This window comes from Nonomuraea sp. NPDC050643, assembly GCF_040654715.1.
In the GTDB taxonomy this organism is placed as follows: domain Bacteria; phylum Actinomycetota; class Actinomycetes; order Streptosporangiales; family Streptosporangiaceae; genus Nonomuraea.
Window position 1 is genome coordinate 73,641 of the sequence record NZ_JBFAIM010000033.1, and the last position, 23,124, is coordinate 96,764.

7 protein-coding genes are annotated in these 23,124 nt (G+C 73.4%); 4 read left to right on the forward strand and 3 right to left on the reverse strand.

The features are described from left to right. Positions 1-13 precede the first annotated feature (13 nt). Genes AB0I15_RS36200 through AB0I15_RS36210 form a run of 3 tightly spaced genes read left to right on the forward strand, consistent with a single transcriptional unit; the run spans position 14 to position 13,141 of the window. Positions 14-10,897 (forward strand): amino acid adenylation domain-containing protein, encoded by a 10,884-nt coding sequence (locus tag AB0I15_RS36200; protein ID WP_358105752.1) that lies wholly within the window; start codon positions 14-16, stop codon positions 10,895-10,897. After that, on the forward strand, positions 10,884-12,584 hold the full coding sequence (locus AB0I15_RS36205; protein WP_358105755.1) for an ABC transporter ATP-binding protein: 1,701 nt from the start codon (positions 10,884-10,886) through the stop codon (positions 12,582-12,584). Before AB0I15_RS36200 ends, AB0I15_RS36205 begins: the two co-directional genes overlap by 14 nt. Then, a complete protein-coding gene (locus AB0I15_RS36210; RefSeq protein WP_358105758.1) occupies positions 12,581-13,141 on the forward strand; it encodes a DUF6081 family protein in 561 nt (186 codons plus the stop codon). Before AB0I15_RS36205 ends, AB0I15_RS36210 begins: the two co-directional genes overlap by 4 nt. Positions 13,142-13,194: 53 nt before the next feature. Here the strand turns inward: AB0I15_RS36210 and AB0I15_RS36215 are convergent, their stop codons facing one another. After that, a complete protein-coding gene (locus AB0I15_RS36215) occupies positions 13,195-13,737 on the reverse strand; it encodes a hypothetical protein (RefSeq protein ID WP_358105761.1) in 543 nt (180 codons plus the stop codon). On the opposite strand from AB0I15_RS36215, the gene AB0I15_RS36220 reads away from it, so the two are divergent. Beyond that, positions 13,710-14,039, forward strand: a complete 330-nt coding sequence (locus AB0I15_RS36220; protein WP_358105764.1) for a hypothetical protein — start codon at positions 13,710-13,712, stop codon at positions 14,037-14,039. The genes AB0I15_RS36215 and AB0I15_RS36220 overlap by 28 nt on opposite strands. Positions 14,040-14,063: 24 nt before the next feature. Here the strand turns inward: AB0I15_RS36220 and AB0I15_RS36225 are convergent, their stop codons facing one another. Together AB0I15_RS36225 and AB0I15_RS36230 are read right to left on the reverse strand one after the other, a co-directional pair. Further along, positions 14,064-15,083 carry a ketoacyl-ACP synthase III gene (locus AB0I15_RS36225; protein ID WP_358105767.1) on the reverse strand — a complete coding sequence of 340 codons (1,020 nt, stop codon included), beginning with the start codon at positions 15,081-15,083 and terminating at the stop codon, positions 14,064-14,066. Then, positions 15,080-22,906: an SDR family NAD(P)-dependent oxidoreductase gene (locus AB0I15_RS36230; protein WP_358105770.1), complete on the reverse strand. Its 7,827-nt coding sequence runs from the start codon at positions 22,904-22,906 to the stop codon at positions 15,080-15,082. Before AB0I15_RS36230 ends, AB0I15_RS36225 begins: the two co-directional genes overlap by 4 nt. Between the last annotated feature and the right edge of the window lie 218 nt (positions 22,907-23,124).

The following is a 23,124-nucleotide window of genomic DNA, read 5'->3' on the forward strand; positions in this document are numbered from 1 at the left end:
TGAGTCTTCGATGATGGAACCGAGCACTCGTCACATACTGCTCTCTCCCGAGCGCCTGGCCGACGTGCGCCGGCGGACCGGCGAACATGCCGACATCACCATCACCAAAGCGTGCGCCATCGGGCTGGCCTACTGGGCGACGGGCCAGAGCCCCGACAGCCTCGACCTCACCCCCGGCACCATGTTCGCCGACGTCCTCGGATGGGTCGACAACGGCGGGGGCGGGGTTCGCGGCTGGGAGGTCGGCGCGGACGGCCGGAGCATCACCGTCCCCGAGGGCGTCGTGCCGGCCGACGCGCGGCTCGCGCTGGACGACCTGGCCGAGTTCCCGGACCGGCCCATCGGCACCATCGGCCCTTCCAGCGTGACGGCACGGCTCGAAGCCCTGGCCGGATGGAACGACACCAGGGCCGACCGGGTCCGCCCGACCATCGTGGAGATGTTCCGCGAGCAGGTCCGGACCAGGCCGGACGCCGTCGCCATCGTCGACGAGAACCGGTCGCTGACCTACCGTGAGGCGGCCGGGCTGTCCAACCAGCTCGCCCACCACCTGATCGAGCGCGGGCTCACCGCCGAGCAGATCGTCGGCATCTCGCTCGACCGCTCCGCCGAGATGGTGATCGGCCTGCTCGGCGTGCTCCAGGCGGAGTGCGCGTTCGTGCCGCTCGACCCGCAGTGGCCCGCCGCGCGCCGCGCGGTCGTCATCGACGACGCCCGCGTCGTGGTGCAGCTCAACGAATCCGGCGAGCACGACGCGGGTGAGCCGGAGGCCGTGGCCGTCGACCTCGGCGACTGGCGGTTCGGCTCGTATCCCACCGAGGGCACCGAGGTCGCCGTCCCCGGACCCGCCCTGGCGTATGTGATCTTCACCTCCGGTTCGACGGGGCGGCCCAAGGGCGCGATGATCCGGCACGAGGCGATCAGCGAGCGCCTGCTGTGGCAGGTCAACGAGATCCTGGGCTTCGGTCACGGCGACGCGTCGCTGTTCAAGGCGCCGCTGTCGTTCGACATCTCCATCAACGAGATCTTCCTGCCGCTGGTGTGCGGCGGCAGGGTGGTGGTCCTGCGGCCCGGCGGCGAACGCGACCCGCACCACCTGCTGAGCGTGATCGCCGAACAGCGCGTCACCTTCACCTACCTGGTGTCGTCCATGCTGGACGTGCTGCTGGAGATCGCGGGCGACTCCGGGCGGCTGGACAGCCTGAAACACGTGTGGTGCGGCGGCGAGGTGCTGACCCCCGAGCTGTACGAGCGCTTCCGCACCCGGCTCGACATCCCCATGTACCACGGCTACGGCCCGGCCGAGACGACGATCGGCATCTCGCACGTCATCTACCGAGGCGCGGCCGAACGCCTGTCGACGTCGATCGGCAAGGCCAACCCCAACACCGAGTTGTACGTGCTGGACGAGGAGCTGCGCCCGGTCCCGGTCGGCGTCGGCGGCGAGCTGTACGCGGGCGGCTTCCTCCTGGGACGCGGGTACGTCAACGCCCCCGGCCTGACGGCGTCCCGGTTCGTGGCGAATCCGTTCGCCGCGGACGGGTCCCGGCTGTACCGGACCGGCGACCTCGCGCGGTTCGCCCCGGACGGGTCGCTGGACTTCCTCGGCCGGGCCGACAACCAGATCAAGATCCGCGGCATGCGGCTGGAGATCGAGGATGTCGAGGTCGGTCTCGCGGAGCACCCCCGCGTACGGCACACCTGCGTCATCGCGAAGAAGAACGCGGCGGGCGGCACCTACCTGGTGGGGTACGTGCTCCCGGCGGCCGGGAGCGAGGACCTGCGGGCCGAGGAGGTCAAGGCGTGGGCCGCCGAGCACATGGTCGAGTACATGGTGCCCGCGCACATCGTCGTGATGGCGGCGTTCCCGCTCACCCCGAACGGCAAGCTGGACCGCGGCGCGCTGCCGGAGCCGGTGATCGGGGCGGGCCCGTTCGTCGCGCCCGCCACCGAGAACGAGCGCCTGGTGAGCGCGGCGGTCGCGTCGGTGCTACGCCTGGACGACGTCGGGGCCGACGAGAACTTCTTCAGGCTCGGCGGAGACAGCATCCTGGCGATCTCGCTGCTGAGCGCGCTGCGCGACGCGGGCCTCTACGTCACGGCGGCGCAGATCTTCGCCACCGGCACCGTGCGGGCGCTGGCGGCGGTGGCGAGCCGTGACGACGTCTCCGCCGTGGACCGTGAGGACGTCGCGACCGGTCCCGTCGCGGGGGCGCCCATCGTGCAGTGGCTCGGCGAGCACACGGACGCGATCGACGGGTTCATGCAGTCCGTGGTGCTGAACACGCCGGCCGGCCTGACCGCCGGCGCCCTCGACGAGATGCTCACCGCCGTGGTCAGGCGGCACGACATGCTGCGCGCCAGGCTGGTGCGCGGCGCCCGCTGGGGCTTCGACATCCCGGAGGCGGACCAGGTCGTCGCGGGGTGGCAGAGCAGCGACCTGCCGCTCGAGGAGTGCGTCGAGCTCGCCATCGGCAGGCTGGACCCGGACGACGGCGTGATGCTCCGCGCCGTCTGGCGGCGCGAGGCACGGCAACTGGTCGTGGTCGCCCATCACGTGGTGATCGACGGCGTGTCGTGGCGGGTCCTGATGGACGACCTGGCCACGGCGTGGCGGCAGCTCACCTCCGGCACGCCGATCGACCTGCCTCCGGTGGGCACGTCGTTCCGGCGCTGGACGCAGTTGCTGCAGCGCGCGGCGTTCGACACCGACCGCGACCACTTCCGGCGTCCCCTGCCGGGAGCGGACCTGCCGCTGGGCAGGCGTCCCCTGTCCGCGTCCGACACCGTCGCGCGGGAGAGGGTCCGGTCCGTCTCGGTCGGCCCCGAGGTCACCGCCGCGCTGCTGGGCGAGATTCCCGCGAGGTTCCACGCGGGCGTCAACGACGTGCTGCTGACCGCGCTCGCCGTCGCCCTCGCCCGGTGGCGCCGCGACCTCGGGCAGGATCAGACGTTCGCGCACATCGAACTCGAGGGCCACGGCCGCGAAGGACGGTTCGTGGCCGGCGCCGCCGGCTTCGAGCCGGACCTGTCGCGGACCGTGGGCTGGTTCACCACGCTGTTCCCGGTGACCGTGGACCCGGGCGCCACGGCCGACTTCACCGCCCCCGCCTACCTGGCCGGCGCGCTCAAGTCGGTCAAGGAGGACCTCGCCCGGGTGCCGGGCAACGGCGTGTCCTATGGCGCCCTGCGGTATCTGACCGGCGCCGGGTTCGACACGCCCGCCCCGCAGGTGCTGTTCAACTACCTGGGCCGGTTCGACGCGGGCGCGGCCGGGGACTGGCGGCTCGCGGGCGCCACCGGGCAGTTGGGCGAGAGACGCGACCCCAGGATGCGCCTGCCACGCGTCCTGGAGTTCAACGCGATCGCCGAACCCGGCCCGACCGGCGCGTACGAGCTGGTCACCACCATCTCGTGGCCCGAGGGGATGTTCACCGGCGAGGACGTCGCGACGATCGGGGCGTACTTCCGGGGGGCCCTGGCGGGGCTGGCCGCGCTCGACCAGGGCGGCCACTCCCCCAGCGACTTCGGCGCGGTGTCCCTCGCGCAGGCCGACGTCGACGCCCTGGACGGCCCGGCGCTGCGGGACATCCTGCCGCTGACCCCGCTGCAGGAGGGCCTGTACTTCCACTCGGTCTTCGACGACGACTCGGCGGGCAGTTACGTCGAGCAGCAGGTGCTGACACTGGACGGCGACGTGGACGCCGGGCGGCTCGCCGCGGCGGCCACCCGGCTGCTCGCGCTGTACCCGAACCTGGCCGCGCGGTTCGTGGCCCTCGCCGACGGCCGCGTGGTCTCGGTGCTGGAGAGCGGGGTGGAGGCGCCGTTCACCACGCTGGAGCGCCCCGGCAGCACCGACGACGAGATCCGCGACCTCGCCGAGCGGGACCGCCGCGCCGGGTTCGACCTGGCCGCCGGCCCGCTGATGCGCTACACCCTCGTCCGCAGGGGCGCCGGCCGGAGCGTCCTGGTGCAGACCGTGCACCACATCGTCGCCGACGGCTGGTCGGTGCCCCCGATGCTGCGCGCGCTGCTGGCCGAGTATCACGCGCCGGGCACCGTGCACCCGAAGGGCGACTTCTCCGACTACGTACGCTGGCTCGCCGCACGCGACGACGACGAGAGCGACCGGGTGTGGCGCGATCAGCTCGCCGATCTGCCCGGCCCTTCGCTGGTCGCCGAGGGCCACACCCCGTCCGGCCGGTTCGCCGAGACCGCCGTCGAGCCGGACGAAGACATCGACGCGGCCGCCCGGTCGGCGGGCGTGCCGCTGAGCGTCGCCGTGCACGGCGCGTGGGCGGTGACGCTGGGCGGCATCCTGCACGGCGAGGACGTGGTGTTCGGCTCCACGGTGTCCGGGCGGGACGCGGAGGTGCCCGGCATCGAGGACATGGTGGGGCTGCTCATCAACACGATCCCCGTGCGCGCCCGATGGGACGGCGCCACCACGGCGCGCGAGCTGCTCGCCTCGGTGCGGGACCACCAGAGCGCGGTGCTGCCGCACCAGCACGTCTCCCTGACCAGGATCGGCCGCCGGGCCGGTAGCGGTCCCCTGTTCGACACCCTGGTGGTGTTCGACCTCGCGACCGAGGTGGAGAGCCTGCGGAGGCCGGGCGACGAGGTCATCATCACCGGCATCGTGAACGAGGGCGCCCCGCACTACCCGTTGACGCTCGTGGTGGAGCGCGCCCTCGACGGCCGCCCGAGGTTCAACCTGATCTACGACGGCGAACTGCTGCGGGAGACGCCCGCCCGGGCGATCCTGCGCACGTTCACCCGGGCCCTGACCGGCCTGCTCACCCGGCCGGACGAGCCGGTGCCCGGCCGCGCCCGGCCGCCCGCGCGGATCACGCCGACGACCCTGGGCGGGCTGTTCGACGCCGCCAGGGCCCGCGACCCGGCCGCCGTCGCCGTCACCCAGTGCGGTCTCGGCGGTGGCACCCGGTCGATGACCTACGGCGAACTGGCGGAGGCGAAGAACGAGCTGGCCGCGGCGCTGCGCGCGGCCGGGGCCGGACCGGGCGGGCGGGTCGCCGTCGCCGTCCCGCGCTCCCTTGAGCAGGTCGTCGCCCTCGTCGCGATCGTCACCGCGGGCGGCGCGTACGTGCCGCTGGACCCGGCGTACCCGGACGAACGGCTGGAGTACATCCTCGCCGACGCCGCCCCGCAGGTCGTGCTCGTGGACCGGGAACACCGGAACCGCTTCACCAGGCTGGCGGCCAGGGCCGGTGTGCCGGCCCGCGTGCTCGTCCAGGGGGACGACCTGCCGCTGGACACCACCGCGCCCGAGGTCGGCCCGCACGACCCGGCGTACGTGATCTACACCTCCGGGTCGACCGGCAGGCCCAAGGGCGTCGTCGTCCCGCACTCCAGCGTCGTGACGCTGCTCGCGAACACCCGGCCCGACATGGGCTTCGGGCCGGACGACGTGTGGGTCCAGTTCCACTCCTCCTCCTTCGACTTCGCGGTGTGGGAGCTGTGGGGCGCGCTGGCGCACGGCGGTGAGCTGCTGGTGCCCGAGTACGGGCTGACCCGCTCCCCGGTCGACTTCCACCGGCTGGTCCGCGAGCGCGGAGTGACCGTGCTCAACCAGACCCCGTCGGCGTTCTACCAGTTCATCGAGGCCGACCGGCACGCCGGCGAGCCGGTCACCGCGCTCCGCCGGATCATCTTCGGCGGCGAGGAGCTGGACCTCGGACGGCTGCGCGGCTGGGTCGAGCGGCACGGCACCGCCTCACCCGAGCTGGTCAACATGTACGGCATCACCGAGACCACCGTCCACGTCACCCACCGGGTGCTGACCGACGAGGACTTCGCCGGCGACGGCGACGTGAGCCCGATCGGCAGCCCGATCCCCGGCCTGGTCACCTACCTGCTCGACGACCGGCTCCGGCCGGTGCCGCCCGGCCGGGTGGGCGGCATCTACGTCGCCGGCGACCAGGTGTCGCTCGGCTACCTGGGCAGGCCGGGGCTCACCGCGGGCCGGTTCGTGGCGAACCCGTTCGCGGGTGACGGCTCCCGCATGTACCACACGGGCGACCTGGCCCGCCGCACGCTCGGCGGCGAGCTGGAGTTCGCCGGCCGGGCGGACGATCAGGTGCAGCTCAAGGGCTTCCGCGTCGAGCTCGGCGAGGTGGAGTCCGCGATCAGGGAGCTCGACGGCGTGATCGACGTGGCCGTCACCGTGTCCACCAGCGTGGCCACCAGCGGCGATCACCTGGTCGCGCACGTCGTGGGCCGGGTGCCCGGCGACTTCACCGGCCTCCTGTCGGCCAAGCTGCCCGCGTACATGGTGCCGGCCTCGGTGCTGCGGGTCGACGCCCTGCCGCTGACGGTCAACGGCAAGCTGGACCGCCAGGCCCTGAGCGAGCGCGCCGCGCGGGACGACGTCCCGGCGCTCGCGAGTGACTCCGCGCTGGCCGCGCTGGCCGGCGTTTTCGCCGAGGCGCTCCCCGGGTGCGAGGTGGACGACGACACCGACTTCTTCGGGGCCGGGGGCGACAGCATCATCGCCATCACCGTGGTCAACCGGGCCAGAGCCCTCGGCCTGCCGATCACCCCACGGGACGTGTTCCTGCACAGGACGCCGCGCGCGCTCGCCGGGCACCTGGTGACGCGCACCCCGCCGGCCGCGGGAGCCACGGGGGCCGCGCCCGCCCGCGCCGACGGGCCGCTGGCACCGACCCCGATCATCCTGCGCCAACGGGAGCTGGGCGGCTCCCTCGCCCGGTTCGCCCAGGCCAGGACGCTGGTGGCACCCGAGGGAAGCGGGTTCGCCGACGCCGGTCGCGCCGCGAACGCCGTCGTGGCCGCGCACCCGGCCCTCCGGCTGCGGCTGCGCGTCGAGCACGGGGTGTGGGCGCTGAGCACCGGACCCGCCCGCGAGGTCTCCGTGGCCCTGACGGACGAGACCGACGCGACGACCGCGGCGAACGAGGCCGCCGGCCGGCTCGACCCCGAGGCCGGGGAGATGATCGCGTTCTCGTGGCTGGCGGCGAGCCGGACCCTGGTGGTCGCCGTGCACCACCTCGCCGTCGACTCGGTGTCCTGGCTGATCCTGCTGGACGACCTGGCCGCCGCCATGCGCGGGGCGTCCCTGGCGCCGCCGACCACGTCGTACGCCGAGTACGCCGACGCGCTGACGACCCGGTCCGCCCACGTGATCGACGGCCTCGGGCACTGGGTCACCACGCTCGAGGCGCCCGCGCTGCTGCCCGCGATCGCAGGGCAGCGCGAGATCACCGTGGACGTCACGCCCGAGGTGACCGCCCACGTGACGCGTACCGCGCCGGCCGCGCTCGGCGTCGGGCTCACCGAGTTGCTGTGCGGCGCGCTGCGAGCCGCGCTGACCTCCATCCAGCCGTCGCCCACCGATCTCGCGATCGAGCTGGAGCGGCACGGCCGCGTCCCGGTGCTCGAACACCACGACTACACCCGCACGGTCGGCTGGTTCACCTCCATCGCGCCCGTGCGGCTCACGGCGCACACCGACCCGGTCGCGGCGGCGCGCGAGGTCGCCGAACGCCAGCCGGACGAGGGCGCGCACGTCGCCTACGGTCAGCTCCGATACCTCGATCCGCAGACGGCGCCGCTGCTGAGCACGCGCCCGCAGGTGCTGTTCAACTACCTCGGCCGGGGCAGCGAGTCCCAGGCCCTGCACATCACCGGCGGCGACCCCGGCAGTCCCTACGCCGTCGAGGTCAACGCGTGGATCGACGCGGCCTCCGGAAGCCTGCGGGCGGCCTTCACCCTCGCCGACGGCGTCCCCGACGAGCTGACCGGACACTGGCGGCGCGCCCTGGAGCGCGTCGCGGACGCCGCCGCGACGGCCGAGTGGACGGCGCCGGTGACCCCGCTCCAGAAGGGCCTGTTCTTCCAGGCCCAGCTCGCGGGCCCGGCCGGACACTACGTCGCCCAGAACTACTTCACCTTCGACCGGCGGCTGGACACCGGCGCCCTGGCCGAGGCGATGGCGTACGTGATCGCGCGGCACCCGGTCGTGGGCGCCGGTTTCACCACCGACGCGGCCGGCGACCCGGTCCAGGTCCTCTCGGCGGCCCGTCCGATCGAGGTCCGCACGGTCGTCCTGGCGACGGACGCGGACGCCGAGGCCCTGCGCCTCCAGGACCGCGACACGGGCTTCGACCCGGGCGCTCCACCGCTGATCCGGTTGACCGTGGTGCGCCTGCCCGGCGACCGCGACGGCCTGCTGCTGAGCTATCACCTGCTGCTGTGGGACGGCTGGTCACGCGAGATCGTGCTGCGGGACCTGTTCGACGCCTATGAGGCCGTCGTCGCGGGAGAGCCGCTGGACCCGGCGCCGGCCACGCCGAGCTTCGAGAGCTACGCCCGGGCGCTCGACGCCAGGGACCTCTCCGTGTCGGAACGCTTCTGGGCCGAGCACCTCACCGGTCTGCCCGGCCCGACACTGCTCGCCGGACCGTCACCGTCGCTTCCGGACGACCTGCCGAACGCGCTCGTGCGCACGCTGTCGGCCGAACGGTCCGCCCTGCTGCGCGAGGCGGCCAGGACCCACGGTGTCACGCTGAACTCGGTGCTGACCGGCGCGTTCGGCCTGCTGCTGGGCGCGCACACCGGCCGGAGCGACGCCGTGTTCGGCGTGACCGTCTCCGGCCGGGAGGGCGAGGGCCTGTCCGGCATCGTCGGCGTGCTGCTCAACACCGTGCCCATGTGGACGCGAGCCCAGCCGGACGACACGGTGCGGGACTACCTGAGCGCCGTCCAGGCGGCCAGGGTCGCGGCGATGGAGCACGAGCACCTGGGGCTCGGCGAGATCCAGCGGGCCAGCGGGCACGACACCCTGTTCGACAACCTGTTCGTGCTCCAGAACTTCCTGGACATGGACGCGCTCGCCACGATGAACGCCAGGCACGGCATCACCTCGGTGCAGGCCGACGACTCCACGCACTACCCGTTCACCTGGGTCGTCACGCCCGGCGACCGGCTCACGGTCAAGCTGGAGCATCGCGACGACGACGCCGAGCGCGCCGGTCGCCTCCTGGACGACTACCTGCGCGTGCTCGACGACGTGGCCCGCTCGACCGGGCCGGTGGGCGCGCTGCGGGGCCTAGGGCCGGAGCCCGAGCCGGCCGAGCGTACGGACGTCGGCACGGACACCGTGGTCGACCGGTTCGACCAGGCGGCCGAGCGCAGCCCGCGGCGGGTCGCGCTCGTCGCCCACGGCAGGACCATGACGTTCGCCCGGCTTCAGGAGCGCAGCCGCGCGGTGGCGGGGCTGCTCGCCCGGCGCGGCGTCGGCCCCGAGATGACCGTGGGCCTGGCGATCCCGCGTTCTGTCGACTCGATCGTGGCGCTGTTCGCCGTGCTGCGCGTCGGCGCCGCGTACGTGCCGCTGGAGCTGGACCACCCGGACGAGCGGATCGCCGCGATCGTCGCCGACGCCCGCCCGGACGTGATCCTCACCGTGAGCTCCGTCTCCCCCCGGCTGACCGGTGCCCTGATCGAGCTGGACCGCCCCCTGCCCGAGGCCGAGCCGTTCGCGTCGTTCACTCCGGACGACCCGGACCGCCTGCGGCACCCCGCGTACACGATCTACACCTCCGGATCGACCGGGAAGCCCAAGGGCGTGGTGACCGAGTACGCCGGGCTCACCAACATGCTGATCAACCACCAGCGCCGCATCTTCGAGCCGGTGCTGGCGGAGCACGCCCACCGGGTCTTCCGGATCGCGCACACCGTGTCGTTCGCGTTCGACATGTCGTGGGAGGAGCTCCTGTGGCTCGCCGACGGCCACGAGGTGCACATCTGCGACGAGGAGCTGCGGCGCGACGCGCCCCGGCTGGTCGAGTACTGCCTGGAGCACGGGATCGACGTCATCAACGTGACCCCCACCTACGCGCAGCAACTCGTGGCCGAGGGGCTGCTCGACGACCCCGCGCGGCGGCCGGCGCTGGTGCTGCTGGGCGGTGAGGCGGTCACCCCGACGTTGTGGCACCGGCTCGCCGAGACCGAGGGAACGGTCGGCTACAACCTGTACGGACCCACTGAATACACCATCAACACCCTCGGCGTCGGGACGTTCGAGTGCCATGATCCGGTGGTGGGCGTGGCGATCGACAACACCGGCGTGTACGTGCTGGACCCGTGGCTGCGGCCCGTGCCGGACGGAGTGCCCGGCGAGCTGTACGTGTCGGGCATCGGCATCGCGCGCGGCTACCTCGGCCAGCCGGCCCAGACCGCGGACCGGTTCGTCGCGTGCCCGTTCGACGAACCGGGCGAGCGCATGTACCGCACCGGGGACCTCGTGCTCCGGCGGCCGGACGGGAATCTGATGTACCTGGGCCGCACCGACCAGCAGGTCAAGATCCGGGGGCATCGGGTCGAGCCGGGCGAGGTCGAGGCCGCGTTCGAGGCGCACCCGGCGGTACGGTTCGCCGCCGCGGTGGCCCAGCCCGATCCGCGGGTCGACGGCGCGTACCGGCTGGCCGCGTACCTCGTCCTGGAGGGCTCCGACCTGGCGACGGTCGCCGCGGAGGTGGGCGCCGGGCTGCCGGACTACCTGTGCCCCACCCATTACGCCCAGGTCGACGCCATCCCGCTGACGGTGAACGGGAAGGCCGACGCCAAGGCGCTGCCGGAGGCCAGGCCGCTGGGCGCGCTGACCACGTCGGGCGAGCGTGACCCGGTGACCGAGACCGAGATCGCGGTGTGCGAGTTCTTCGCCGAGGCATTGGATCTGGACGACGACGAGGTGAGCGCGGTGAGCGACTTCATGTCCCTCGGGGGGCACTCCATGCTGGCGGTGCGGCTGATCGGGCTGCTACGCCGCGAGTACGGTCCCGTGATCACCGTCCGTGATCTGTTCGCCCTGCGCACCCCGGAAGCGATCGCCCGGCATCTCGATGACAACTCCTGACGACCAGAGGTCCCGCACGGGACCCGGCATCCTGCGGACCGCGCTGCGGCGCAACGCCGGCGCGATGGCCTGGGGCACCGTCCTCATGGGCATGTACCAGGCCGGCGAGACCGCCTTCCCCATCGCGCTCGGCCTGATCGTCGAGCACACGTTGCGGGACCGGAGCCTCGGCTCGCTCGCCGTGTCGATCGCCGCGCTGGCCGTGATCATCACGACGGTGTCCCTGTCGTGGCGGTTCGGGATGCGCATCCTGCAGAAGGCCAACACGACCGAGGCCCATCGCTGGCGGGTGCGGGTCGCGGCCTGCGGTCTCCAGCCGGTGGCCAGGGACGTCGACCTCAAGTCCGGCGAGGTCCTGACCATCGCCACCGAGGACGCCGACCAGACCGCCGACATCATCGAGGTGGTGCCGCTGCTGATCAGCTCGGTGGTCGCGGTGCTGGTCGCGGCGGTCGCGCTGGGCCTGGCCAACGTCCAGCTCGGCCTGCTGGTGATCGTGGGAACCACCGCGATCCTGTCGATCCTGAGCGTGATGTCCCGGCGGATCGGCGCGAGCACCCGCGAACAGCAGGCCCGGGTGGCGCGGGCGGGCGCGAAGGTCGCCGACCTGATCATCGGTCTGCGCCCGCTGCACGGCTTCGGCGGCAACCACGCGGCGTTCCTGTCCTACCGGAAGGTCAGCACGGAGGCGAAGCGCCAGGCGATCACCGTGGCCAGGGTGAACGGCGCGTACGCGGGCACCGCGCTGGCCCTCAACGCGATCCTCGCCACCGCCGTGACCCTGACGGCGGGCTGGCTGGCGTTCGACGGCCGGATCTCCATCGGGGAACTCGTCATGGCCGTGGGGCTGGCACAGTTCATCATGGAACCGCTCAGGCTGTTCTCGGAGATGCCGAAGTACGTGATGATCGCGCGCGCGTCGGCCGAGCGGATGGCGCTGGTGCTGGCCGCGCCTCCGGTGATGACCCCGGGGCCGGAGCGCCCGTCGGCGGGCGGGGACCTCGAGGTCGACGGCGTCCGATACGGGGCCCTGCGCGAGCTGAAGTTCCACGTGTCCGCCGCCGAGTTCGTGGCGATCGCCGCCTACCGGCCGGGCGCGGCGGCCGACCTCGCGTCGATCCTGGCGGTGAACGTCCCGCCCGGCTCGTATGAGGGGGTGGTGCGGGTCAGCGGGCGGGAGCTGGCGGACCTGTCGATCGAGGCGGTGCGCGAGCACCTGCTGGTGAACCCGTACGACGGGGAGATCTTCGCGGGGACCCTCCGCACGAACATCGACCCGGCGGGCGCCGGCCGGATGGTGCCCGAGGCCGTGGAGGCGTCCATGCTGACCGACGTCGTGGCCCTCCACCGCGAAGGACTCGACTACGGCGTCCGCGACCGCGGCGCGAACCTCTCCGGCGGGCAGCGCCAGCGGCTGTCCCTGGCTCGCGCCCTCGCCGCCGACCCCGACATCCTGGTCCTGCACGACCCGACGACGGCCGTCGACGCGGTCACCGAACAGCTCATCGCGCGCAACATCGCGGAGCTACGCCGCGACCGCACCACGATCGTGATCACCAGCAGCCCGGCCCTCCTGGACGCCGCCGACCGCGTCCTCGTCCTGGACGGCGGCGTCATCACCGCGGACGACACCCATCGCAACCTCCTCGCCGCCGACGAGGGCTACCGCCTGGCCGTGGCCCGGTGACCCGGACGACCAACGCCCCCGCCACGCGCGATGCCCGCCCGAACTCCGCGTACTGGACGCCGGCGCGTCTGCCGCTCCCGGATCGGCCCGCGACGTTCGCCGCCGACCTCGCGATCGAGAACATCGGCGGGCAGCCGGCGGACTACCGACGTGGCATGGCCGCCTTCCACGTCTTCGATCTGGACGTGAGCAAGCGCGTGTTCGCCGTCTGCGGCACCTCCACCCGCGTGCTCGCCCTGCACGAGCAACCGGGCGCGTGGGGTGCGAACGAGCCGTTCTACCACGTGGCCGAGTCGCCGTACGAGGAGTTCGACGACGGCTTCACCCGGTTGCGCACGTGCGAGGTCACACTCGACCGGAGCACCTCGACCGCGGCCTGGCACGTGGACGGCCACAAGATCTACCAGGCCCACGGCACCCTGATCCCCGAACGCGTCGTCGTCGGGCTCGGGATCTGGACGATGCTGCCGATCCGGGACGGTCGCAGCCGCTCGCTCGACGGGCAGGGCATCGACGTACGGTGGCGCCGGATCCGGGTGCGCGGGGCCGGTTCGTGACGCGGCCGGACGGGTGGTCCGCGGTCTGCGCCCGGCCACCGTGCGTCAGGCGGCTACTGCGGTGGTCCGTCGCAGAGGTCCCACGCGAACCTGCCGCTGGAGATCCAGAGCGAGCTGGTGATCGGCGCCCTCGACGGTATGCTGCCGTACCCCTCGAAGCAGAGCCCGCCCCAGTTCTCGTGCTGGAAGGTCGACGAGTAGTTGCAGTTGTTGAAGACCTTGAACGAGCTGATCCGGTCGTTCCAGGCGGGTCCTACGTTGGCGATGCCATAGCCTCCCGTGTCGCAGGGGCCGCCGGAGCCGTAGATCTTGGTGGAGGCCCCGCCGTAGTTGAAGTTCTCGTACCACGTCATGAGGAGCGTGTCGGCCGCGGGCGCGGCCAGCCGCTCGCCTGATGAGGCACATTTCTGGGAGAGCACCGGCGAGGCCTCGCCGGCCGCCGGCGCGGGGCCGAGCACGATCTGGCACTCGCGCTCAGGCGCCGCGCTGGACGCGTTCGACGGCGTGGCGGTCGCCACGGCCGCGATGGCCAACGCGGGCAGGAGCAACGCCGCCCGCGCCGGCAGGGATGAGGTTCGCCACCGAGCGTTCACCATGGTCGGTTCACCTTTCTTGTGGGCTTGATGGCTGGTTCGACCCCATCACCATCGCGCCCGCCTGCGTCAACGCCGCGCCAGTTCGGCTTCATCGCAGGCTCCGGGTCACGGCGGTCACCGCGACCGTCCAGGCCACGCCCACCGCCACCAGCAGCCCCGACGAGAGCGACCCGCCCGAGCAGGAGGAGACCCCGGGCGAAGTCGCGGCGGTGAAGAAGAAGCTGCCGGACGTGGTCGCCATGAACCTCCAGGAAGGCCAGGACACGCTGATCACCCTGTACGCCAAGAAGATCGGCGAATAGCGGGGCGGGCGGGCGGGATCGGCGTCACCACCGCACCACGGCGATGCCGGCGCTGAACCCGCTGGCCAGCCCGACCAGGGCGACCAGGTCGCCGCGTCGCACCCGCCCGCTGGTGACCGCCTGGGCGAGCTGGACGGGCAGCGTGGCCGCGACGAGGTTGCCGTGCTGGGCGATGGTGACGACGACCTTGTCCGGGGGGATTCCGACGTGGTCGCAGAACTTCCACAGCGCGGGCAGCGACGCCTGGTGTACGCAGATGGCCGCGAAGTCGTCCCAGGTCAGGCCGAGTTCGGTGAGCGACTTGTGGAACAGGGTGAGGTCGGTTCGCTCGATGCTGTGCGCGAGCTCGACGGCGTTGACGGTGAGCGGCCGGATGACCGGCCAGTCGGCCGCCGGGTCGGTGGTCAGGTTCGAGACCCGCACGGTCGCCGCCTCCCAGCCGGCCGAGTGGGCGGTGAACCGGTGGCCGAGCACGCCCGGCTCCGTCGCGGGCTCCAGCAGCAGGGCGGCCCCGGCATCGCCGACGGTGTAGGCGGCGGCGATCGTGAAGAACTCCTCGGTTCCGGACAGCGTCCACGGCATGAACGCGGTGGCCATCTCGCCGGAGCAGATCAGCACGCGCCGGTGACGCTCCGTGGCGATGAGCGCGTCGGCGATCTGGATGGCGTTCAGCACGCTGTTGCAGGCGTTGCGCACGTCGAACGCCGGGCAGCCGGCGCCGAGCTTCGCCGCCACGGCGTGCGCGGTGGCGGGCTCGATCATGTCGATCGTCACGCCGGCGAAGATGATCAGATCGAGGTCGTGCGCCCGCAGGCCCTGATCGGCGAGCAGCCGGCGGGCGGCGTGGACGGCCAGGTCCGAGGGTTTCTCGTGCGGCGCGGCGATGTTCCGCCGCCGGACCCCGCTGCCCGCGTGGATGACGCCCCGGGGCAGTTCCAGGGCGGGGTTGCGCTCGGCGAGCCGGTCCTCCAGCTCCGCCGTGCTCATGGTGGCCTGCGGCAGGTGGGCGGCCACGCCGGCCAGCCGGGTGTGGACGGTGGTCATGGCGTGTCTTTCGGGGAGACCGGCCGGCTGGTACGCAGGCCGAGGTGCAGGAGCACCGTGCGGGTGATGTCGGTGATCGTCCCGGTGCCGCGGATCAGCTCCATGGGCGGGATGTCCACGCCGAACTGGTGCCGCATGGACACCAGCAGGTCGGTGGCCATGAGCGAGTCCATGCCGTACTCGTCCAGCCGCCGGTCGGGGTCGATGTCGGCGGCGGGGGTGAGGAGCACGGTGGACAGCAGTGCGGTGATCTGCTCGGCGACGTAGGAGTGCACCTCCTCGCCGCTCATCGCCGCCAGCCTCGCCAGCAGGTCGCCGGTGTCGAGGTCGTGCTCGGTGCCGGGCGGGAGCACGGCCGACAGCCACGGCCTGCGCAGTCCGGGCAGCGCCTGCCGCATGCGGGCCCAGTCGCAGCGGCCCACGATCGCGACGTCGGCCTGCTCGCCGAGCATGTCGTCGACGGCGGCCAGCGCCCGGCCCGCGGTCAGGGATTCGATGCCGAGCCTGGCCAGGGCTTCGGCCTGGGTGCCGCGGGCCAGGACGCCGGTTCCGGCGAGCGCGCCCAGGCAGACCGCCAGCGCCGGCCGGCCCCGCGCCCTGCGCCGGCGGGCCAGCGCCTCCAGGAACAGGTTCGCCGACACGTAGGGTGCCTGGCCGATGTTGCCGATCGTGGTCAGGGACGAGTACAGGATGAACGCCTCCAGGGGCAGGCCGTCGGTGAGCTCGTCCAGGACCAGGGCGCCGGCGACCTTGGGGCGCAGCACGGCCCGGATCCGGTCGTCGGTGAGGTCGGCCAGCGCGGCGTCGTCGAGGTGCATGGCGGCGTGCACGACCCCGCGTACCGGGTGGCCTCCGGTGTCCAGCTCGCGCAGGATCTCGCGCATGGCGTCGCGGTCGGTGACGTCCGCGGCGTACGCGCGGGCCTGCGCCCCGAGGCCCTTCAGCTCGTCCAGCAGCGCGGGCGCCTCGGGGGTGTCCGGGCCACGGCGGCCGACGAGCGCCAGGTGGCGGACTCCCGCCCGGGCGAGATGACGGGCGGTGGCCGCGCCGAACCCGGTCAGGCCCCCCGTGATCAGATAGGTGCCGTCTGAGCTGCGAGGTGGCCGGACGGGCCACGTCCGCACCATGACCGGGTCGTCGCGCGGGTCGAGGGCGACGACGATCTTCCCGATGTGCCGGGAGTGCCGCATCAGGGCGAAGGCGTCGGCGACGCGCCCGGCGGGATGAACCGTGTGCGGCAGAGGGCGGAGGTCGTTCAGGCGGGAGAACGCCGCCACGTGCTCGGCGGTCAGGGCCGGGTTCTTCCACATCAGCGTGCCGACGTCGACGCCGAAGAACGAGATGTTGTCGCCGAAGGGCCGCAACGGCAGGTGCCCGCTCTCGTAGATGTCGCGCTTGCCCAGCTCGACGAACCGGCCGCCGTGTCCCAGGCACTCCAGCCCGCGGCTGATGGCCTCGCCCGCCAGCGAGTTGAGCACGACGTCCACGCCGCGGCCCGCGGTCAGCTCCCTGACCTGCTCGGCGAAGTGCACGCTGCGCGAGTCCAGGACGTGGTCGACGCCGAGCGCGCGCAGCAGGTCACGTTTGGCCGGGCTGCCCGCCGTGGCGATCACGCGTACGCCGGCCAGCCGGGCGTATTCCAGCGCGGCCAGCCCGACGCCGCCCGCACCCCCGTGGACCAGCACCGTCTCTCCCGCCTTGACGCGGGCGCAGTGGTGCAGCGAGTGGAAGACGGTGGAGAAGGCCATGGGCAGGGTGGCGGCCTCGGCGAACGTGAGCCCTTCGGGGACGTGACCGGCCGCCGCCGCCTCGATCAGGGCATGGCTGCCGAACCCTACGGGCCCCGGCGCCATCACCCGGTCACCGGGCTTGAGCCGGGTGACCTCCGGCCCGACGGCGAGGACGGTCCCGGCGCATTCCAGGCCCAGCTCGTGACCGCCGAAGACGGCCTCGACCGCCTCGGTCGGCAGCAGGTTCACCGCGAACATCACATCGCGGTAGTTCAGCCCGATCGCCCGTACCTCGACCAGCGCCTGTCCCGGGCCCGGCGTGGGCACCTCGGCCCGCTCCCAGGCCAGCCGGTACGACAGGCCGGGGTCGGACACGGCGAGGCGGAAGGCGCCCTGCCCCGCCGCCATCGGGGCGGTGGGCGCGGGCGTCCTGACCAGGCGCGGGACGAAACGGCCCCGGCGGGTGAGCAGGATCTCGTCCTCGTCACCGGGTGCCAGGAGTTCGGCCGCCAGCCGCGCCGCGTCGTGCCCGTCCGCGCCGGTGCGGTGCAGGCACAGCCGCCGGATCTCGAGCCGGGGCTGCTCGTTGGCCAGCGAGCGTGCGGTCCCCCAGGTGGCCGCGTCCTGCGGATGAACGGGTCCGTCCGCCGGGCCGGGCTCGGGGAGCGCCCCGCAGGGGCGGCTGACCAGCCACAGGGTGATCCGCAGGTCGGGGGGCAGCTCCTCGCAGGCCAGCGCGATCGCGCGCAGCAGGGCGGCCCGCCGGGTGATCTGCCCGACGACCACCTCCGCCCCCAACACGCCCGCCCCCGACTCCCGCGGCTCCCCCAACCCCTCCGTCTCCGCCGCAACCGCTTCCGACAACCCCACGTCGGACGGCCCCACGCTGGACGACCCCGTGCTGGTCGGGTCCGCGCTGGTCGGGTCGCCGAGGACGATCGCGAGGGTGACACCCTCAGGGGATCGGCGCATCCGGGCGGCCCACGCCGCCGGGTCGTCGCCGAGTGGTGAGACGCTCACGTGCGCGCCGTGTGTTTCCAGCGACGAGGCCAGTGCGGCGGGCAGAGGGTCTCTTTCGTCCTCGGCGATCACGATCCACGCGCCGCCGCCGCCGGTCGCGGGGTCGGGTGGCGGATCAGCAGCAGCGATCAAGGGGGCGCCGGCGAGCATGACCGAGAAGGCGTCCGTCTCGGCATCGTCCTCTGGACCCGTCTGGACGATGCCGGTGTAGCCGGTCTCGGCCAGCAGTCTCGGCCATCGCCGCCTCGACAGCAACGGCGAGTCCGGCCGTACGTCGAGGTCGGCGTAATCCCAGAACTCCGGCGTCAGGCCGAGGGTCGGCAGCAGGGTCTCCACCCGGTGCGGCTCGACGATCAGCACCTTGCCGCCGGGCGCGACCAGCGTGGCCAGCCCGCGTAGCGTGGCGGTCACGTCCCGGGTCAGGTGCAGGCAGCCGGCGGCGACCACCAGGTCGTAGCCGCCCGCGGGCTGTCCCTGCCCGGTCAGGTCGCCGTTCAGGTCGAGCGGACCGTACTCGACGAAATCCACCTCGGAGAAGCGCTGCCGCAGCCGGGCCAGCGCCGGTTCGGCGACGTCGGTGACCGTGTAGCGGGTGCGGTCGGCCGGCAGGACCGGCAGCAGTGACGCGGTGGTGCCGCCCGTCCCCGCGCCCACCTCCAGGATGCGCAGCGGCCGGTCGGCGGGCCACTGCCGGGCGATCTGCTCCACCAGCGCCCGGGCGATCCGGTTGGCGAACAAGCTGACCGGCCCGATGTCGTGGACCTGGTCCAGCAGTTCGGCGGCGCCTCCGGAGGCGAGCACGTCGGCCGCCGCCAGGTCGCCGCGCAACAGCCGGGGCAGGTGCAAACCGGCCCGCACCGCCAGCGCCGTCTGCGCCGTGAACGAAGTCCCCGCGATGAGCTCGCGCAACGACTCGACCGGATTCCCGGCGGGCGGCGCGAGTCGTAACTCCCGCTCGCCGTGGCGTTCCAACAGGCCGTGGCGTTCCAGCAGCGGGAGTGCTGCTCGCAGCATGCGCCGGTGATGCGGTTGCGCACAGACGGCGAGCAACTCGTCGAGGCTGAGGTGGCGCGCACCGCCACCGCCGCCGGCCTCGGCCGACGCGGTCGGCTCGACCGGCCCGGTCGTGGCGGTCAGGTCAGTCGTGGCGGTCGTCCTGGGCTGGGTGATCAGTTCGGTGAGGGCGGTGGTCAGTGTGCGGGCGAAGGTCTCCTCCAGTCGCGCCGCGTACGCGCCGTGACCGAGGTCCCGCCAGGCCGTCCGTACGGCGGCGAGTCGCTCGGCCGCCCCGGCCAGGAGGCGTTCGGGCTCGGCCACCGGCCACGGTCCCGCCCGCTCGCCGGTCCGGGGCGCCGCCCGCAGCTCGACGTGGTAGCGGCTGACCGGCGTGGCGTGGACGCCGGGCGTACGGCGCAGCCTGACGCCCTCCAGCTCGACCGCCACCCGGCCGTCGGCGCCGGCCACCGTGATGTCCCAGCAGACCTCCTCGACGCTGCCGGAGATCGCCCGCACGTGGAGGATGCCCTCCGGGTCCGGCCGGGTCCACAACCGGACCGCCCCGATCGCCGCGGGCATGTAGCCGGTGCCCGACCGCAGCGCCTCCACCAGCCGTACCACCCCCGCCTGCAACCCGCTGTCCAGCAGCACCGGATGGGCCTGGTAGCGCTCGTCGCGCTGCTGCGGGCACGCGTACGCCGCGAGCACCTCGTCCTCCGCCGTCCACAGCCCCGTCAGGACCTGGAACGCCGGCCCCCACACCATGCGGCCCTCCGCGGCCCGCGCGTAGTAGCCGGGCACGTCCACCGGCGTGCCGATGCGGGAGCGCAACGCCGTCACGTCGAGCGGCGGCGGGGCCTGGCGCAGCAGCGGGCGCACCCGTGCCCGGACGTGCTCGCGCGGATGCTGCCCGCGCAGCGTCGTGCTGGCCACCGTGAGCACACCCGTCTCGGTCGACAGCGACGTCTGTACGCACACCTGCTCCGCGCTCGGCCCCGGCACCGCCAGGGCACGGCTGATGACGACCTGGTCGACCTCGATCGCCTCACCGGCCTCCGGCATGGCCAGCCGGCCGGCGGCCAGCGCCATCTCCACGTAGCCGGTCGCGGGCATCACCGCCACCCCGCCCGCCCGGTGGTCGTTGACCCAGGGCACCCGTACCTGGTCGATCTCCCCGTACCAGGCGGGGGCGAGCGTCGGCAGCCGCTGGCCGAGCAGCGGATGCCGGATCACCGGATCGCCGATCGTGTGCGCCCACGTGAGCGGGTCGCCGGTCCAATGCCGCTGCCGCTGCCATGGGTAGGCCGGCAGCGTCCGCACCTCGCCGCGGCGGGGGAAGTAGCGGTCCCAGTCGATCTCGCCTCCGGCGGCGATGATCTGCGCGACCGCCCGCCGCACCGCGGCGGCCCCGGCACCGGCGCCGTCCACCGTGGCCGGCGCCACGTCGGGCCGCCGGTCGGGCTCCGGACGGCGCAGCGTGGGGACGACGGCCGTGCGTACGCGGCCCGCGCCCGAGACCCGGCGCAGGTACGACTGCAGCACCGGATGCGGGCCCACCTCCACCAGCACGTCGAACCCGTCGGCGAGGGCCCGCTCCGCCGCCGCCGCGAACCGCACCGGACGGCGCACGTTGTGCCACCAGTAGTCCGCGTCCAGTTCCTCGCCGCTCAGGACGTCGCCCGTCACCGTGGACAGCATCGGGATCCGCACCCGCGACGGCCGCAGGCCCGCCAGCGCCGCGCACAACGTCTCGCGCACCCCGTCCATGGCGGAGCTGTGGAAGGGATAGTCCACGTCCAGCTCGCGGAAGAACACCTCACGCGCGGCCAGGTCGTGGCCCTGCAAGCGCAGCGACTCCCCCGGCCCGCTCACCGTGACGTCCCTGTCGGAGTTCACGGCCGCGATCTCCAGCTCCGGATAGGAGGCCAGGACCTGCCTGACCGCCGTCTCCGGCAGCCCGACCGCGGCCATACGGCCCTGCCCGCGTGTCGCCGACTGCGCCCGGCCGCGTTCGGCGATCACCTGGGCCGCCTGGCTCAGCGACAGTGCTCCGGAGGAGTACGCGGCGGCCACCTCGCCCACGCTGTGGCCCAGCACCGCGCCCGCCCGCACGCCCGCCGCGGCGAGCATCTCCACCAGGCCGGCCTGGACGGTGAACAGCAAGGGCTGGGCGATCTCGGTCGCCGACAGCCGCCACTGCTCCGGCGGCGAGACCAGCTCCTTCAGCACCGACCAGCCCAGCCTGGGGGTGAGCTCGGCGTCCACCTCCTCGACGACCGCCTGGAAGGTCTCGTCGGCCAGCAGGTCGGCGCCCATTCCGGCCCACTGCGATCCGTTGCCGCAGAACACGAGCGCCACACGTCCCCGCTCCACCGCCTCCCCGGTCACCGCCCGGGACACGCCGGCGTGCGAAGTCACAGGAACGGGCTGGTCGTGGGCGGGCTGGTCCGGGGTGGCGTGGAGGCCCGACAGGCCGAGCGCCGCTTCGGCGGCGGATGAGGCCAGCACCACGGCGCGGTGCGGGTGCGGGGCGCGTCGCCGGCCGGCCGTGTAGGCCAGGTGGTAGAAGTCCTGTTCGTCCACGGACTCCAACTGCTCGACGGCGCGGGTGACCGCCTCGGCCAGCGCCGTCGGGCTGCGCGCCGACACCAGGAAGGGCAGCCCCCCGGCGGCTTCGGCCCGCGGACCGGGCGAGGCCGTCGCCTCGGAGCGACCGGGCGGGGCGGCGGGTGGAGGGGCGGGTGGAGCGGTGAGGGCCACGTGTACGTTCGCGCCGCCGAACCCGAAGGAGTTCACCCCCGCGACGATCCTCCCGCTCGTCTCGGGCAGCGCCCGCGGCCGGGTCACGACGCTCAGCCCGAGCCCGTCGAAGTCGATGGCCGGGTTGAGCGAGGCGGCGTGCAGCGTGGGCGGGATCGTCCGGTGCCGCAGCACCAGCAGGGCCTTGAACAGCCCCGGCATGCCGGAGGCCGGCTCCAGGTGCCCCAGGTTCGTCTTGACCGAGCCGATCGGCAGCGCGCCGGCCGCCCGGTGCATGCCCAGCGACCGCCCCAGTGCCCGGCATTCGGCCGGGTCGCCCGCCTGGGTGCCGGTGCCGTGCGCCTCCACGTACACCACTTCGTCGGGGCCGACGCCGCACTGGTCGTACACCTGCCGCAGCAGCGCCTCCTGCGCCTCGGCGTTGGGCAGCGCCAGCCCCACCGTGTGGCCGTCGTTGTTGGCGGCGGCCCCCACGATCACGCCGTGCACCCGGTCGCCGTCGGCGAGCGCGTCGGCCAGCCGCTTGAGCACGACCACGCCGCCGCCCTCGGCGCGGACGAACCCATCGGCGTCGGCGGAGAAGGCCCGGCACCGGCCCGTCGGCGACAGCATCGACGCCTGGCTGAACCCGACGAAGGACATGGGATTGAGCAGCACGTTGACCCCACCGGCCAGCGCCACCCGGCAGGAGCCGTCGGCCAGCGTCCGGCAGGCCCGCTCGACGGCCTGCAGCGAGGACGAGCACGCGGTGTCGATGGACATGCTCGGCCCGCGCAGGTCGAAGGCGTGCGACAACCGGTTGGCCACGATCGACAGCGCCGATCCCGACATCGTGTACGGGCCGACCGAGCCGGGTTCCATTCCCTGCAGCGCCCCGTACGAGGGGTCGGACACGCCGACGAAGACCCCCGTGTCGCTGCCGGCCAGCCGCGCCGGGTCGATGCCGGCATCGTCGAGGGCCTCGGCCGTCATCTCCAGCATCAGCCGTTGCTGGGGGTCCATCGCCGCGGCCTCCTTCGGCGAGATCCCGAAGTAGGCGGCGTCGAAGCCGGCGAGGTCGTCGAGGAAGCCGCCGGCGCGGGTGTAGCTCCGGTTCGGCCGCGGGATGCTTTCGTCGACGTACCGATCGGCTTCGAACCGGTCCGGCGGCACCGTGCCGACCAGGTCGTCGCCGCGCATCAGCGCGTGCCACAGCCCTTCCAGGTCCTTGATGCCGCCCGGGAGCCGGCAGCCCGTGCCCACGATCGCCACGGCCTGCCGGGGCCAGGCATGGCCTGCCCACGCCTCGGCGTCGTTGCTTTCCTGGCTCGCGTACATGTCTTCCCCCTTGTGGTCGACGCCCACGACATGAACAGGGAGCTACCGCGGCAGGCTGATGTGCCGCGAGGTACGAAGATGACCACAAGAAGCGAATCACATGGCAGGCGTCCGTCGACATATCGCGAGCGTCACTGAGGCGTACGCGGTGCCCGGCCGGGACGGCGCGCAGGCGGCCTGCTCGGCTTCACCGGCCTCGCTGCCGCACCACGGCCGGG

Excerpts from the sequence above, each read along its gene's own strand:
- AB0I15_RS36200 (WP_358105752.1), top strand. The coding sequence starts at position 14 with ATGGAACCGAGCACTCGTCACATACTGCTCTCTCCCGAGCGCCTGGCC.
- AB0I15_RS36230 (WP_358105770.1), bottom strand. The coding sequence starts at position 22,906 with ATGTACGCGAGCCAGGAAAGCAACGACGCCGAGGCGTGGGCAGGCCAT.
- AB0I15_RS36215 (WP_358105761.1), bottom strand. The coding sequence starts at position 13,737 with ATGGTGAACGCTCGGTGGCGAACCTCATCCCTGCCGGCGCGGGCGGCG.
- AB0I15_RS36205 (WP_358105755.1), top strand. The coding sequence starts at position 10,884 with ATGACAACTCCTGACGACCAGAGGTCCCGCACGGGACCCGGCATCCTG.
- AB0I15_RS36225 (WP_358105767.1), bottom strand. The coding sequence starts at position 15,083 with ATGACCACCGTCCACACCCGGCTGGCCGGCGTGGCCGCCCACCTGCCG.
- AB0I15_RS36220 (WP_358105764.1), top strand. The coding sequence starts at position 13,710 with ATGAGGTTCGCCACCGAGCGTTCACCATGGTCGGTTCACCTTTCTTGT.